Annotated in this window: 14 protein-coding genes and 1 pseudogene; 2 read left to right on the forward strand and 13 right to left on the reverse strand. The window is 59.8% G+C overall.

The features are described 5' to 3' along the window. Positions 1-120 precede the first annotated feature (120 nt). Together G6L97_RS03625 and G6L97_RS03630 are read left to right on the forward strand one after the other, a co-directional pair. Entirely contained in the window at positions 121-741 is a 621-nt protein-coding gene (locus G6L97_RS03625) for an LOG family protein (protein ID WP_003512311.1), read from the forward strand. Positions 742-935: 194 nt separating this feature from the next. Next, the gene (locus G6L97_RS03630) at positions 936-2696 is read left to right on the forward strand and encodes a peptidoglycan D,D-transpeptidase FtsI family protein (RefSeq protein ID WP_038490500.1); all 1761 of its coding nucleotides are present in this window, start codon (positions 936-938) and stop codon (positions 2694-2696) included. A 57-nt stretch (positions 2697-2753) separates the two neighbouring features. On the opposite strand, the gene rarD is transcribed toward G6L97_RS03630, so the two are convergent. The 13 genes and pseudogenes from rarD to alr form a co-directional block, all read right to left on the reverse strand. Then, positions 2754-3662: an EamA family transporter RarD gene (gene rarD, locus G6L97_RS03635; protein WP_003512314.1), complete on the reverse strand. Its 909-nt coding sequence runs from the start codon at positions 3660-3662 to the stop codon at positions 2754-2756. A 215-nt stretch (positions 3663-3877) separates the two neighbouring features. Then, positions 3878-4834, reverse strand: coding sequence for a prolyl aminopeptidase (gene pip / locus G6L97_RS03640; RefSeq protein ID WP_111783186.1), 957 nt, complete (start codon positions 4832-4834; stop codon positions 3878-3880). 3 nt (positions 4835-4837) lie between these two features. Continuing rightward, positions 4838-5317: a GFA family protein gene (locus G6L97_RS03645; RefSeq protein ID WP_111783185.1), complete on the reverse strand. Its 480-nt coding sequence runs from the start codon at positions 5315-5317 to the stop codon at positions 4838-4840. Further along, positions 5314-5778, reverse strand: coding sequence for a GFA family protein (locus G6L97_RS03650; RefSeq protein ID WP_111783184.1), 465 nt, complete (start codon positions 5776-5778; stop codon positions 5314-5316). Before G6L97_RS03650 ends, G6L97_RS03645 begins: the two co-directional genes overlap by 4 nt. Next, positions 5775-6251: a GFA family protein gene (locus tag G6L97_RS03655; RefSeq protein ID WP_111783183.1), complete on the reverse strand. Its 477-nt coding sequence runs from the start codon at positions 6249-6251 to the stop codon at positions 5775-5777. Before G6L97_RS03655 ends, G6L97_RS03650 begins: the two co-directional genes overlap by 4 nt. Beyond that, positions 6248-6616 (reverse strand): annotated as a pseudogene (locus G6L97_RS03660) (endonuclease domain-containing protein). Before G6L97_RS03660 ends, G6L97_RS03655 begins: the two are co-directional and overlap by 4 nt. A 256-nt stretch (positions 6617-6872) precedes the next feature. After that, positions 6873-8261: a cysteine--tRNA ligase gene (cysS, locus tag G6L97_RS03665; RefSeq protein WP_111783182.1), complete on the reverse strand. Its 1389-nt coding sequence runs from the start codon at positions 8259-8261 to the stop codon at positions 6873-6875. A 225-nt stretch (positions 8262-8486) separates the two neighbouring features. Continuing rightward, positions 8487-9227: an SDR family NAD(P)-dependent oxidoreductase gene (locus G6L97_RS03670; RefSeq protein ID WP_019565381.1), complete on the reverse strand. Its 741-nt coding sequence runs from the start codon at positions 9225-9227 to the stop codon at positions 8487-8489. 150 nt (positions 9228-9377) lie between these two features. Next, a complete protein-coding gene (purF, locus tag G6L97_RS03675; RefSeq protein ID WP_003512343.1) occupies positions 9378-10871 on the reverse strand; it encodes an amidophosphoribosyltransferase in 1494 nt (497 codons plus the stop codon). 138 nt (positions 10872-11009) lie between these two features. Then, complete coding sequence (locus G6L97_RS03680; protein ID WP_003512345.1) at positions 11010-11597, reverse strand: CvpA family protein; 588 nt, start codon at positions 11595-11597, stop codon at positions 11010-11012. A gap of 95 nt (positions 11598-11692) precedes the next feature. Next, positions 11693-13093 (reverse strand): DNA repair protein RadA, encoded by a 1401-nt coding sequence (gene radA / locus G6L97_RS03685; RefSeq protein WP_003512347.1) that lies wholly within the window; start codon positions 13091-13093, stop codon positions 11693-11695. Between the two features lie 192 nt (positions 13094-13285). After that, a complete protein-coding gene (locus G6L97_RS03690) occupies positions 13286-13459 on the reverse strand; it encodes a hypothetical protein (RefSeq protein ID WP_164876623.1) in 174 nt (57 codons plus the stop codon). A gap of 65 nt (positions 13460-13524) precedes the next feature. Beyond that, positions 13525-14700: an alanine racemase gene (gene alr, locus G6L97_RS03695; protein WP_111783181.1), complete on the reverse strand. Its 1176-nt coding sequence runs from the start codon at positions 14698-14700 to the stop codon at positions 13525-13527. Between the last annotated feature and the right edge of the window lie 10 nt (positions 14701-14710).

Raw genomic sequence — 14710 nt, forward strand, 5'->3', positions numbered from 1 at the left:
GTTCAGATTGCTAGCGTCTTACCTTGCCCCAGACAAGCGGCGTGGCCGTAAAAGGCCATATTTGCAAGGGATTTCCCAAATTTTCTTGACGTGTCGCATCCGGCATAGTTCCTTCCCATCATGACGGACAAAAATACAGCGATTCGATCCATCTGCGTTTATTGCGGCTCCCAGCCCGGACGTGACCCGGCTCACATGGAAGCAGGCCGCGCGCTTGGGAAATCCATTGCCGAAAACGGCATTCGCCTGGTCTATGGCGGTGGCACCAAGGGCATCATGGGCGCGGTCGCCAGCGGCGTTCTTTCCAACGGCGGCGAAGTAACGGGTATCATACCGGAATTTCTGGTCGATATGGAGGCTACACGCCATTCTCTCGGACAATTGAACGAGCTTATCGTCACCAAGGACATGCATGAGCGCAAACATATGATGTTTGAGCGCTCGGATGCTTTCGTAACGCTGCCGGGGGGCGTCGGCACGCTGGAAGAGATCGTCGAAATCATGACCTGGGCGCAGCTCGGTCGTCACGCCAAGCCGATTGTCTTCGCCAATATCAACGGCTTCTGGAACCCGATGCTGGAACTTGTGCAGCATATGCGCGATCAGGGTTTCATCCATCGCGCCCATCTTCTGAACCCGCTGGTCATCGATGAGGTCAAGGACATCGTGCCCGCCATCATCGACCGGGCGCTTGCGCAGCAGAACCCGGAAGGCGACCCCTCGGTAATCTCCCGTCTCTAGGCATCGAATAAATGTTAACGGGCCGCCACGCGGTTCGTTACAATTTTAAGTGTATATTAATAGAGATTTGACTGCGGCATCGCCCTGCCCGCTGTTTTCATGGCTCCGCGCCCGATCCTGTGCCAGCGTCTACAAGGCGTAGGCTGAGCGCGGAATTTGATTTTCGCCGCCATGATAGCGGGGCTCATTGGGGAATGATTGCTTTTTTGGTGCGGCTGAAAAGCCGGACGCATTTTATTATTCAGAGAAGTCCGTTTCAGGGCAGGGATGCGATCCTCGGTTCCGCTGCCCGCCGCCGGGTGGACGCGAAAAAGCGACTCGGAATATTGATCGCCGTCTTTGCCGTTATCTATGGCGTCGTTGCAGCACGGCTTGTCCAATACGGCCTTGCCGAACCCATCGCGACCGCATGGATCAATACCGGCGCTACAGCAGTCGCCTCCCGTCCCGATATCCTCGACCGCAACGGCACGCTGCTCGCGACCGATCTCAACATGGTGTCGCTTTATGCGGATCCGCGCCGGGTCGTGGACGCGGATGAGGTTGTCGAGAAGCTCGCAACCGTCATCCCCAATCTCGACTGGCGCGAGACGCACCGCAGATTGCGCTCGGACACCGGCTTTCAATGGCTGCGGCGCCAGCTGACGCCGCGCCAGCAGGCCGATATTCTCAACCTCGGCATCCCCGGCATCGGTTTCCGGCCGGAGAAACGGCGCTTTTATCCGGGTGGCCCCGCAGCCTCGCATATCATCGGCCACGTCAATGTCGACAATCAGGGCCTTGCGGGTATGGAACGTTATCTCGACCAGCAGGGCCTGGCCGACTTGCGCGCGACCGGCCTTGCCAGCGGTGCACCGCTGGAGCCGGTGAGGTTGTCGATCGATCTGCGGGTGCAGAACATCGTGCGTGAGGTCGTACTGAAGGCGAAAACCGCCTATCAGGCGGAGGCTGCCGGTTCAGTGATACTGGATGTGGAGACGGGCGAGGTGCTGGCCATGGCGTCGGTGCCGGATTACGACCCGAACGAGCCTTCCCGCACCCTTGCCGATGGCAGCATCGACAGGGAGTATGAAAAGGGCTGGTTCAACCGCATGAGCAATGCGACCTTCGAGATGGGATCCACCTTCAAGAGCTTCACACTTGCCATGGGACTGGATGCAGGTGCCATAACGCTCAACTCGGTGGTTGACGCGTCGCGGCCCATCCGCATGGGTGGCTTCACCATCAAGGATTTCAAGGGCCGGAACCGCCCGCTGTCGATCCCGGAAGTGTTTCAATATTCATCGAATATCGGCACGGCGGCTGTTGCCGACAAGGTCGGGGTCGAAGGCCACCAGCAGTTCCTGACGAAACTGGGACTTCTCTCCAGAATGGATACGGAAATGCCTGGCGTTGCCACGCCAACCCAGCCGAGAACATGGAAGAAGATCAATTCCGTCACAATTTCCTTCGGCCATGGCGTTGCCACTACGCCTTTGCAGACGGCGGTGGCAGCAGCTGCGCTTATCAACGGCGGCAGCCTTATTTCGCCGACCTTCCTGCCGCGTTCCCGAGAGGATGCGGCAGTGCTTTCCCGCACCGTCATCAACGGAAAGACGAGCGCCGATATGCGTTACCTTTTCAACTGGAACGGCATCAAAGGGTCGGGCAGGGGTGCGCAGGTGGAAGGATTTCACGTTGGCGGCAAGACAGGAACCGCCGACAAGGTCATCAATGGCCGTTATGCCAAGGATATCAATTTCAACGCCTTCGTTGCCGGTTTTCCGATGCACAAGCCGAAATATGTCGTGCTGACGATGATCGACGCCCCCAGGACCGGCGTGAACGGAGGACGCACGGCTGCCTCGACGGCCGCACCCATGACCCGTGAAATCATCACCCAGACGGCTGGACTTCTCGGCGTAAAGCCGCGCTTCGGTTATGACGCGACACCGCAATTGCTGGTCGATTATTGAAGTCCCGCATTCCCGTTACAGATACGGGAATGTGGAGAGCTGGCATGACGCGGAAGGTTATCGCTTCAGCCGCATCAGGCTCGATGCGGTATAGATCGCCAGCGCCACCCAGATCATTGCAAAGGCCGCCATCCGCACCATGTCGAACGGTTCCTTGAAGATGAAGATGGCGATGAGGAAGATCATCGTCGGAGCGATATATTGCATGATGCCGATGGTCGACAGCCGCAGAAGCTTTGCACCATTGCCGTAAAGAATAAGCGGAACGGCGGTGACGATGCCGCTGGCCGCAAGCAGCCAGGTGTCGGTCGCATTGCCGGCCATGAAATGCGCCTGTCCGCTAATGGCAAGCCAGGCCAGCACCAGCACGGCCGGAACGGAAAGAAGCATGACTTCAAGCAGGAAGCCCTGTGTGGCGCCGATTGGCAGCGTCTTGCGGAAGAAGGCGTAAAAACCCCAGGACACGGTGAGCGCAATGGACACCCATGGCAGGCTGCCCGCATGCCAGGTGAGGATCGCAACGGCCAGCCCCACGAGGCCGATGGCGGCGATCTGCGCCGGATAAAGCTTTTCCTTGAGCAGTACCGCGCCGAGGAAGATGCTGAACAGCGGATTGATAAAATAGCCGAGCGCGGCATCGAGTGCGCGGCCCGCGCCGATCGCCCAGATATAGATGCCCCAGTTGATGCTGATGAGCGCAGCCGTGAGGCTTGCCATGGCGAGCATTTTAGGGGTTTTCAGCGCAGTGCGGATTTCCGCCGTGCGACCGAGAGCGATAAGGACGGCGGCGCCGATCGGCACCGACCAGATGACGCGGTGCACAATGACCTCTATCGGCGAAATATGCGCAACCGCCTTCATGTAGATGGGAAGGAATCCCCACAGCAGATATGCGGAGAGCGCGAAAGCAAAACCGCGTGCGCTATCGCCGCCCTCTTGGGCCGGAAGCGTTTTATCGAGTGCCATGGGAGTACCGCCAATTATTAGGGATGGCCCTTCATAACGGATCGGCGTAGCGCGGGCCAATTCATTTCCGTGAAGCGTCCATGAGAAAAACTGCATGAATAAAAGGCGATTTGCTCTTGAAACAGGCGACTTTGCGACCAAACGGATGATCCACGCACAAAAATCTGCGTGAATCGTTATCTCATCAGGCCGCTTCAAGCATCTGAAAGGCCTGCCTATTCCCCCCCGAAACGATCGGTTGCGCGGATCAGCTGGTCAAGAATACCGGGTTCGCTCAGCGCATGCCCGGCTGCCTCGACAATATGGAAATCCGCCTTCGGCCAGGCCTTGGCAAGCTGCCAGGCATATTTCAGCGGGCAGGGCATATCGTAACGCCCGTGCACGATGACGCCCGGAATATTGCGAAGCTTGCCGGCATCGCGCAGCAATTGCCCTTCCTCCAGCCAGCCGCCATTGACGAAGAAGTGGTTCTCGATGCGTGCGAAGGCGATGGCGTATTTATCCTCGCCGAAATCCTCGACGCGCGCCGGATCGGTAACAAGGGCGATGGTTGCGCCTTCCCACTGGCTCCATGCTCGCGCGCATTCGAGCTTCTTGGCTTCGTCCGTACCGGTGAGATAGCGATTATAGGCCTGCATCATCTCGCCGCGCTCGGCTTCAGGAATTGGCGCTATGAAGTTTTCCCAGCGATCGGGATACATTTCAGAAACGCCGAACTGGTAATACCAGTCCAGTTCCGGCCTGGTGACCGTGTAGATGCCGCGCAGCACCAGTTCGCTCACGCGTTCGGGATGAGTCTCGGCATAGGCGAGCGCCAGCGTCGAGCCCCAGGAGCCGCCGAAAACCAGCCATTTTTCAAAGCCGCACAGCGCACGGAGCCTTTCAATGTCGGCAACCAGATGCCAGGTGGTGTTGGCTTCCAGTTCCGCATGCGGCGTGGAGCGACCGCAGCCGCGCTGATCGAACAGGATGACGTCGTAAAGTGCCGGGTCGAAAACGCGGCGATGCGTGGGGTTTACCCCGCCGCCCGGACCGCCATGCAGGAAAACCGCCGGTTTCGCACCGCGTGTACCAACCCGCTCCCAATAGATCGTGTGCCCATCGCCGACATCGAGCATGCCGCTCTCGAAGGGTTCGATCTCGGGGTAAAAGCTGCGCAATTCTTCGGTCATGTCTTACTTTCCTTCGGGTGGCCATTCGGCCGTGTCACGATCCGGGTGTTGCCGGTTGTTGACCGGTAGCCGGTTTTCATCCGGCGCAGCTTCCGGCTCGACCGGCAAGCCGTCAAGGTCACCGAACCAATGCATTTTGCTGTCGAGATTTGATTGCGCCTCGGGCTTTATCAGCTCCGGCTCGTCCAGCGAACCAAGCGTGATGTTGATGAAATCGGCATCCGGCATGTCATAGAAAAGCGGCGTGCCGCACCGTCCGCAAAAACCGCGCCGCACGTGATCGGACGACTGGAACCACGAAGCCTCGCCACGGGTCATTTCAAACTTCGCGCGGGTACTTGCTGCAAGCGGCATGAAATAGTTGCCCGATGCCTTCTGGCACATGCGGCAATGACACAGATGCGGATAGCGTAACCCGCCATCGATCCGGTAACGCACGGCGCCACACTGGCATCCGCCGCTGAAGCTTTCTGAACCGTTCATGCGCGGTCGTCTTCCGGCGGCCAGAGCTTGGTGTCGTGGTCCGGGTGTTGGAAGGAGGTGATATCAGTCTCATCGACGCTCTGCTCGATTGCAGGTTTTGAAAACAGCTGCTCGATCCAGGGCATGCGCTTGTGGATATTGACCTGCACCTGCGGTTCGATCCGCTCCGGATGATCGAAAGCGCCGATCGCGATCTCTACGCCGCCAGGATAATGGTAGGTCAGCGGCGTGCCGCATTTGTTGCAGAAGCCGCGATGGATTTTCGCAGATGAACGGAAGAGGGAAGGCTGGCCGCGCGTCCATGTCAGATGCGCCTGATCAGCGGTGACGAGTGCACCGAAGAAATTGCCGAAATGCTTCTGGCACATGCGGCAATGGCAAATGGAGGGGCGACCGATCTTGCCCGCATGAAACCGCACGGCGCCGCACTGGCAGCCGCCGGAAAAGCCTGTTTCGCTCATCGTTTACTCTCCGGGGGCCAGCTCTCGGTGTCATGGTCGGGGTGCTGGTAGGAAACGAGGTTGGTCAGATAGTCGACCGAGGTCAGATCGTCTTCCGTTGGGACGGCGGGTAGCGTGTGGATGCTGTCGACGAAATCGATTTTGCGTTCCACGCCCCACTGAATGGTGGGCGGCAAGGCGGCGGGATCGTCGAAAGCACCGGCCGCAACCGCCATGCCATCCGGCGCCTCATAGGTCAGCGGCGTGCCGCATTCGGGGCAGAAGCCGCGCTTGACGACGCTGGATGACTGGAAGCGCTTGGGTTCGCCACGCGTCCATTCGAATTCGACCTCACGCACCGAAACCAGCGGCGCATAATAGGCCCCGAAAGCCTTCTGGCACATGCGGCAATGACAGATGGAACTGTCCTTGAGATCGCCGGTCGCGCGGAACCGGATCGCGCCGCACTGGCATCCGCCGGTGTAGGTGGTCATGGTTGGCTCTCCTTTACCGTTCGGATAATGTGGAGACAGACATTGTCCATGTCTTTCACAACATCTTCGTTCCAGAGCCGCAGAACCCGCCAGCCACACTGCTCGAGCGTCTCCGTTCGTTGCCGATCATAGTCTGCCGCAGCATCTTCCGCATGCTAAAACCCGTCTAACTCGACAATGATCTTATGCGACGGGCAGGCGAAATCAACGATGTATCCTGCGACAGGCAGCTGGCGTCTGAAAGACAGGCCTGCAAGACGATGGGCACGGACGGCGTTCCAGAACTTGAGTTCGGCGCCTGTCATGGCCTTGCGCATCTGCCGAGCATGTTCCCGATGTCGGGGCCTGACCTTGGCATGGGGCATTGGGATGCTCGCGACTTGAACGGTTGCCGCGCGATTGTAGCATGGTGTGGACGAAATCAAGGGCCTGTCGTGGGGCATCACCCCCTCTGCCCTGCCGGGCATCTCCCCCTCAAGGGGGGAGATCGACAAGCGGCTAGCACGCTGCCTATGGGATGCGCGGGGACTTATCGCACTAGCGCGCGGCATCTGATCTCCCCCCTTGAGGGGGAGATGCCCGGCAGGGCAGAGGGGGTAAGTCCCAAGCCGCAGCAGCAAATTACCGCTTCAACTCCCAGGTCGTTGTCCGTTCCCCGGTTTCCTTATCCTTGCCATCCTTCAACTGAATGCCCTTCTCGGAAAGCTCGTCGCGCAAACGATCCGCCTCTGCAAAGTTTTTCGCCTTCAGCATTTCCAGACGCAGTTGCACTAGGGCATCGACTGCCGAAACGATAGCCTCGTCCACTTCCGCTTTCTTCGGCAATACGCCGAGCAGGGCGGCGCTGGCCGCAAAGGCGGGCAGGCGGCGGGCAGGATCGGTATTGGCGGCATGTGCCAGCGCGTGAAGCGCCTGCACGGCGGCAACCGTGTTCAGGTCGTCGGCAAGCGCATCGAGCACGGTTTCATCCGGTGCCGCGTCGGAGGCTTCGGCCGCCGGCCACTTGGCGAGAAGACGTTCGGCCTCTTCGAGACGCTTCACCGAAAAATCGATTGGCTCGCGGTAATGCGTCATCAGCATGGCAAGGCGAAGAACCTCGCCCGGCCATTGGCGACCGCCAAATTTTTCGGTGTGCAGCAATTCATAGATGGTCACGAAGTTGCCCTCGGACTTTGACATCTTGCGGCCTTCTACCTGCACGAAGCCGTTATGCATCCACACATTGGCCATCACCTGCGTGCCGTGGGCGCAGCGGGATTGCGCGATTTCGTTCTCGTGATGCGGGAAGATGAGATCGAGCCCGCCGCCGTGAATGTCGAACACTTCGCCGAGGTAGCGACCGGCCATGGCCGAGCATTCGATGTGCCAGCCCGGACGGCCGCGGCCCCAGGGGCTTTCCCAGCCGGGCTCATTATCAGAGGAAAGTTTCCACAGCACGAAATCGCCGGGGGTCTTCTTGTGTGCTTCCACCGCCACGCGCGCGCCCGCCTGCTGTTCGTCCAGCGGGCGTTTGGACAACTGGCCGTAATCCGCCATCGAGCGGGTGTCGAACAGCACTTCGCCGCCCGCCGCATAGGCATGGCCGCGTGCGATCAGCTTCTCGATGATGTCGATCATCTCGGCGATGTAGTCGGTGGCGCGCGGTTCAACGGTCGGCTGCAGGCAGCCGAGTGCTGCCACATCCTCATGGAACTGGTCGGCGGTCTTTTTCGTCACCGCGTGGATGGCGTCATTCAGCGGCAGATGCGGATAGTCGCGCAGCGCCCTTGCGTTGATCTTGTCGTCGAGATCGGTGATGTTGCGGGCGTAGGTCACATGGCTTTCGCCATAGACGTGGCGCAGCAGCCGGTAAAGAACATCGAAAACGATGACCGGGCGCGCATTGCCGATATGGGCGAAATCGTAAACCGTTGGTCCGCAGACATACATGCGCACGTTGTCGGCGTCGATCGGCGCAAATTCCGTCTTTTCGCGTGTCAGGGTGTTGTGGAGTTTCAGGCGCAAGGACATGCGGGCGTTCCCTAAAGGCAGTCAATTGTCCTGGCCGGACCGTTTGTCTGTTGGACCTTGCGGGGAGACGAAAACGATCTGGCCGGTGGTGAACCAGCAAAAATTATTCAGCAGCAGGTGCAGATCGTTGTTTTCATGCCTTGCCTTATGGCGTGCCGGTGTTTCGCGGTCAAGCGTTTCTCGCAGGCGCCAGAAGCACCTTAAGAGACCGCCTTGACCAAAAGCCTATTCCGGCTGGCGGTAATCCAGGAATTTGCCTTCACGCACCACGAAGAGCTTGCCGGTTTCGGTAAGCTCAGGCGAGGCGAGTTGAACAATGGCGGCGGCAACTTCAGAAGGGTGCGGCACGTCTGCGGGGTCTTCGCCGGGCATGGCCTGGGCGCGCATGGCGGTGCGTGTCGCGCCGGGATTGATGCTGTTGATGCGCAGTGCGGTTTTATCGGTTTCCGCAGCCCAGGTCCGGGCAAGTGCCTCAACGGCGGCCTTGGAGGTGGAATAGACGCCCCAGAAGGGACGACAGCTATGGGCAGCACCCGAAGACAGGATCAACGCGCGCCCGGCATCCGATCGCAGGAGCAACGGTTCGACCGAGCGGATCAGCCGCCATGTAGCTGTGACATTGATGGTCATGACCCTTTCGAAGACTTTCGCCTCGATATGGCCGACCGGCGAGATGACGCCGAGAACGCCGGCATTCGCGACCAGAATATCGAGCTTGCCCCAGCGCTCGAAGATATTGGCGCCCAGCGCATCGATGGCGTTCATGTCGGCGAGATCGAAGGGAACCAGCGTCGCGGTGCCGCCGACGGCCTTGATGGCGTCGTCCAGATCCTCGAGGCCGCCGACCGTGCGGGCGCAGGCAATGACATGCGCACCGGCCTTGGCAAGTTCCAGCGCCGTGAAATAGCCGATACCGCGCGACGCGCCGGTGACAAGCGCGATCCTGCCCTTGAGATTGATGGTCATTTTGCCCCCTCCGAAATTCATTCCGCTTGTTTTATGAAGCCCCTGACGCCAACCGCAAGCGATCAAAACGCCGAAGCGGGCACTGTTTCAATCGCCCGCCACAAAAAAGCGACCACCGGAAGCCGGTGGCCGCTTGTTATTTCGAGATTATCAGCCGTTGCTGGCCAGCACGGAAATCTTGCTGCCCATCGCCTCGCCGTTCTGGTCGAGAAGGCGCGTAGGGTAGTCGCCGGTAAAATAATGGTCCGTGAATTGCGGACGCGCATTGTTGCGGTTTTCGCCACCGACGGCGCGGTAAAGACCGTCGATCGACAGGAAGGCAAGCGAATCGGCGCCAATGAATTTCGCCATGGCGTCGACATCGGCATATTGGTTGGCGAGCAGCTTGTCGGCATCAGGCGTGTCGATGCCGTAGAAATCCGGATGGAAAATCATCGGGCTGGCAACGCGGATATGCACTTCTTTCGCGCCAGCTTCGCGGATCATCTGCACGATCTTCAATGAAGTCGTGCCGCGCACGATCGAATCATCCACCAGCACCACGCGCTTGCCTTCAATCATCGCCCGGTTGGCGGAATGCTTGAGCTTGACGCCAAAAGCGCGAATCTGCTGCGTCGGCTCGATGAAGGTACGGCCGACATAGTGGTTGCGGATGATTCCATATTCGAACGGAATACCGCTTTCCTGCGCAAAACCGAGCGCTGCCGGCGTGCCGCCATCGGGAACCGGAACGACAACGTCAGCTTCCAGCGGCGCTTCCTTGGCAAGGTTCATGCCCATGTTCTTGCGCGTCGTATAGACGTTGCGGCCGCCGACGACGGAATCGGGGCGGGCGAAATAGACATATTCGAACAGGCAGAGACGCTCCGGCTGCGGCTTCGAAGGCTTGCGCGCATCGATGGTGATCGAACCATCAGGCTGAATTTCGCAGATGATGACTTCGCCGTTTTCGACGTCACGCACGAATTTCGCGCCGATGATATCGAGAGCGCAGGTCTCCGAGCAGAAGATCGGCTTGCCGTCCAGCTCACCCATGACGAGTGGGCGGATGCCGATCGGGTCGCGGGCTGCGATCAGCTTGGTGCGGGTCATCGCCAGCATCGAATAGCCGCCTTCCATCTGGCGGATGGCGTCGATGAAACGGTCGGCAGTGGAGCTGTGACGCGAACGGGCGATGAGGTGCAGCACGACTTCGGTATCCGATGTCGACTGACAGATGGCGCCGGTGGCGATGATCTGTCGGCGAAGCGTCAGGCCATTGGTGAAATTGCCGTTATGGGCAATCGAAATGCCGCCTTCTTCCAGCTCGGCAAACAGTGGCTGCACGTTGCGCATCGCCACTTCGCCTGTCGTGGAGTAGCGGGTATGGCCAATCGCGATGGAGCCGGGCAGGCGGGCAAGAGTTGCCGGATCGGTATAATGATCGCCGACGAGGCCCATATGGCGTTCCTGATGGAAGCGCTTGCCATCGAACGAGACGATGCCTGCTGCCTCCTGGCCGCGATGCTGAAGCGCATGCAGGCCGAGTGCAGTCAGGGCGGAGGCATCGGCGTGGCCGAGAATGCCGAACACGCCGCACTCTTCGTGCAGCGTGTCGCCGTCGATCTCTTCATTGAAAGTGGAATGCGAAAGCGGCTCAATCATCCGGCTTGCCCTTGCTCTCTACCGAGAAAAACGAAAGACCTCTCCGGTGAGCTTGTCTCCCGGTCGGCCAGTCTGTGTCGTGCTTGATATTTAGCACAAATAGCGCGCCTTGCATGCATTGCAAGGCGCGACACTGTGTCAATTATTCGTTGCCGGCGGATTTGTCGCCGGTACATCTTCCGCAGGCGTCTGCGCGGCTGCCGGTTCCTGCGGTTTTCCGAGGATACGGGCGCGGATCTGCGGCTCTATATCGTCAGGCAGAACCGCTTCCAGCTTGCCCACCAGCCCGTCGAGGAAAGGCTTGGACTTGGCCTGGGTTACCCATTGCGGCTGCGTCTTCACATCCACCAGCCAGTTCCAGAAGGCAACCGCGACGACCAGCAAGAGAATGCCGCGCGCTGCGCCGAACAGGAAACCCAGCGTGCGATCCAGCGCACCGATGCGGCTGTCGATGATGAAATCGGCAATGCGCGAGGTGATGAAGGAAATGACGACAAGGGAAATGAGGAAGACGACGCCTGCCGAACCGGCGATGGCGATCTTGTCGTCATCGGTATAGTTGCGTGCATAGGGCAGCAGGATCGGGAAAAGATAATAGGCGGCGGCGACCGAACCGGCCCAGCTCGCGATGGACAGAATCTCGCGGGAAAAACCGCGCACCATCGCGAGAATGGCGGAGAAAAGAACAACGGCGATGACGATGCCGTCGAAAATTGTAATGGGCATATACCAACTCCGGAGGTGCGACGCCCTGTCAGGCGCTGCCTTGCCAATTGTGCGATCCTCTTACACCACTGTTTCCCTTGGCGAAAGGATCAATCTTAGTCGTCCTCAACCTGTTTGAACCGGTTGCCGGAACCGGCGATGCGCGCCACGAGGTCCGGCAGGCTTTCTATTTCCGTCCAGCGCCCCTTGCCCGCTTTCGGCAATTCAGCCGAAGCAGACGGCAGAAGTGCGGCGGAGAAACCGAGTTTTTCAGCTTCTTTCAAACGCTGGCCCGTATGCGAGACGGGCCGTACCGCGCCCGACAGGCTGATCTCGCCGAAATAGACGCAATCGGCAGGCAGGGCAAGACCGGCAAGCGAGGAAACCAGCGCAGAAGCTATCGCCATATCCGCAGCCGGTTCGGAAATGCGGTATCCGCCGGCTACGTTCAGATAAACGTCGTGCTGACCGAGCTTCACGCCGCAATGGGCTTCCAGAACGGCAAGGATCATGGCGAGCCGCGAACTGTCCCAGCCGACCACGGCGCGGCGCGGCGTGCCGAGCGAGGTGGCCGCGACCAGCGCCTGCACCTCGACCAGAATGGGACGGGTGCCCTCCATGCCGGCAAAGACTGCGGCACCGGGAGATTTCTCATTGCGCTCGCCAAGGAACAGTTCGGACGGGTTGGAGACCTCGCGCAATCCGCGATCGGACATTTCAAACACGCCGATCTCGTCCGTCGGCCCGAAGCGGTTCTTGACGGTGCGCAGAATGCGGTAATGGTGGCCGCGGTCACCTTCGAAATAAAGCACGGCGTCGACCATGTGCTCCACCACGCGCGGACCGGCGATCTGGCCTTCCTTGGTCACATGGCCCACCAGAACCATGGTCGCGCCCGTCTGCTTGGCGTAACGGATCATCGCCTGCACGCCGGTGCGCACCTGCGTTACCGTGCCGGGAGCGGAATCGGCCGTGTCGCTCCATAGCGTCTGGATGGAATCGATGATGACGAGATCGGGGCGTTTGCCCTCGGAAATCGTCGCCAGAATATCCTCGACATTGGTTTCTGCCGCCAGCAGCACGTCGGTTTCCGCCGCACCCAGCCGCTGGGCGCGCAGACGCACCTGCGCCACCGCTTCTTCGCCAGAAACATAGATGACGCGATGTCCGCGCCGCGAAAGGGCAGCTGCCGCCTGCATCAGCAGGGTCGATTTGCCGATGCCGGGATCGCCGCCGATCAACACCGCCGAACCGCGCACGAAACCGCCACCGGTTGCCCGGTCCAGTTCGCTGATACCGGTCGGAATGCGCGGCGCCTCCTCGATCTCGCCCGAAAGCGCCGTGAGCGCGACCGCCCGGCCCTTTTTCGGCGTCTTGCCGGGGCCGGAGCCGATGCCGCCCATCGGATCTTCTTCGACGATGGTATTCCACTCGCCGCAGCCTTCGCATTTTCCCGCCCAGCGGGTATGAACCGTGCCGCAGTTCTGGCACACGAATTGGGTCTTGGCTTTGGCCATCTATGTCAGTTTTCTTCTTGTTTGAAATCTTTGGCGGAATTGTCCTGGTGGCGGTGCAGCAAGCGCAGAACGGTTAGATCGGCCTCGTCAACGCGAAAAAAGATGACGCGCTCACGATAGGCAATACTGCGAAGCCCGGCCCATGGTCTTCGGCAAGATCGCGCCTTGCCCGCGTGGTCCAGATTGGGGATTTTAATGACCGGTCCCCGTTTTTTGCTGCACGGAAACGCGTTTGATATCGCTCAGGAAGTCGTCTTGTGAGGCATAGCGGTGAACCCGGCCGGCGTCCGCATCGCTATAGACACCCGCAGCCACCTGCTCGTCGATGAACCTTTCGTCCTGCTCGCTCAAATGGATTTCGGGCATTTCGATCTCCTTTTGTTCTCTTTTAGCACAGGTCGCTTCCGCTTTCCAAGAGCTAAAGACGTGGTTCAGTCGTCAGCCATCAGATATTGCCGCTCGTAGCGCAAACCAAGCCCCGTCAGCATTTCGTAACCGATGGAGCCGGCGGCGCGCGCCACCTCATCGAGCGGCACTTTCGGGCCGAAAAGCTCGATATAATCGCCGGTGCGGACAGCGTTTGCCGGTATGTCCGTGATGTCGAAAATGGTGAGATCCATGGTTACACGACCGGCGACCGGCGCCTTGTGGCCGTTGACTATGCCGTAAGCACCGCCATGGCCCATTTCGCGCAATGGAATGCCGGAACCGGAAAGCGACCGCTGGTATCCGTCCGCATAACCAACGGAAGCGATGGCAAGGCGGCTCGCCCGTTTCAGCAAATAGGTGCCGCCATAGCTGACTGTCTGGCCTTCGCCGGCCTCGCGAATCTGGATGATCCGCGCTTCGGCCTTTGCGACGGGCCGCATCGGGTTTGCCACATCGTTGATTGCCTCGCCGCCGTAAAGGGCAATGCCGGGGCGGGTGAGATCGAAATGATAATCCGGCCCCAGAAAGATTCCGGCAGAAGCGGAAAGGCTTGATTCGATTCCTTCGAAAGCGGCGCTAACCTTGCGGAATGATTCGAGCTGGACCTTATTCATGGGCGAAGACGGCGTGTCGGCGCAGGCGAGGTGGGAGAGCACCAGAACCGGATCGAAACTCGCAGGCCGGGTCACGTCGTCTGCCAGAAACAGCGCGTCGTCCAGCGGCAGGCCAAGCCGGTTGAAGCCGGTATCCACATGCAGCGCGCAGGGGTGTTCGCCGCGTTCGGCAACTGTCGCCATCCAGAAGGAGAGCTGTTCCTCCGAGGCCAGAACCGGCACGAGATCATTGTCGAAGACCTGACGCTCCTGGCCCTGCCAGATGCCTGACAGCACGAAGATGCGCGCTTCCGGTGCATAGGATCGCAAGGTCGCACCTTCGGACACCGTTGCCACGAAGAAGTCGCGTGCGCCGGCATGGTAGAGCGTCGCGCCGCAATCCTCGATACCGAGCCCGTAGGCATCTGCTTTCACGACAGCCGCCGTCCGCGCCTTGCCGGACCGCTTTTTCATGTCGCGCCAATTGTCGGCAAGCGCGCCGAGATCGACGGTCAGCCTCAGCGGCGCATGTTCGAAAGCGTCGGTTTCGTGTTCGGGAAATGTGTCTTCGAAGTCGTCTGTCATGCCATGCGTC

Source organism: Agrobacterium tumefaciens (genome assembly GCF_013318015.2).
Lineage (GTDB): Bacteria > Pseudomonadota > Alphaproteobacteria > Rhizobiales > Rhizobiaceae > Agrobacterium > Agrobacterium tumefaciens.

Coding starts and splice junctions, on each gene's coding strand:
- G6L97_RS03625 (WP_003512311.1), top strand. CDS start 121: ATGACGGACAAAAATACAGCGATTCGATCCATCTGCGTTTATTGCGGC.
- G6L97_RS03630 (WP_038490500.1), top strand. CDS start 936: ATGATTGCTTTTTTGGTGCGGCTGAAAAGCCGGACGCATTTTATTATT.
- rarD (WP_003512314.1), bottom strand. CDS start 3,662: ATGGCACTCGATAAAACGCTTCCGGCCCAAGAGGGCGGCGATAGCGCA.
- pip (WP_111783186.1), bottom strand. CDS start 4,834: ATGACCGAAGAATTGCGCAGCTTTTACCCCGAGATCGAACCCTTCGAG.
- G6L97_RS03645 (WP_111783185.1), bottom strand. CDS start 5,317: ATGAACGGTTCAGAAAGCTTCAGCGGCGGATGCCAGTGTGGCGCCGTG.
- G6L97_RS03650 (WP_111783184.1), bottom strand. CDS start 5,778: ATGAGCGAAACAGGCTTTTCCGGCGGCTGCCAGTGCGGCGCCGTGCGG.
- G6L97_RS03655 (WP_111783183.1), bottom strand. CDS start 6,251: ATGACCACCTACACCGGCGGATGCCAGTGCGGCGCGATCCGGTTCCGC.
- cysS (WP_111783182.1), bottom strand. CDS start 8,261: ATGTCCTTGCGCCTGAAACTCCACAACACCCTGACACGCGAAAAGACG.
- G6L97_RS03670 (WP_019565381.1), bottom strand. CDS start 9,227: ATGACCATCAATCTCAAGGGCAGGATCGCGCTTGTCACCGGCGCGTCG.
- purF (WP_003512343.1), bottom strand. CDS start 10,871: ATGATTGAGCCGCTTTCGCATTCCACTTTCAATGAAGAGATCGACGGC.
- G6L97_RS03680 (WP_003512345.1), bottom strand. CDS start 11,597: ATGCCCATTACAATTTTCGACGGCATCGTCATCGCCGTTGTTCTTTTC.
- radA (WP_003512347.1), bottom strand. CDS start 13,093: ATGGCCAAAGCCAAGACCCAATTCGTGTGCCAGAACTGCGGCACGGTT.
- G6L97_RS03690 (WP_164876623.1), bottom strand. CDS start 13,459: ATGCCCGAAATCCATTTGAGCGAGCAGGACGAAAGGTTCATCGACGAG.
- alr (WP_111783181.1), bottom strand. CDS start 14,700: ATGACAGACGACTTCGAAGACACATTTCCCGAACACGAAACCGACGCT.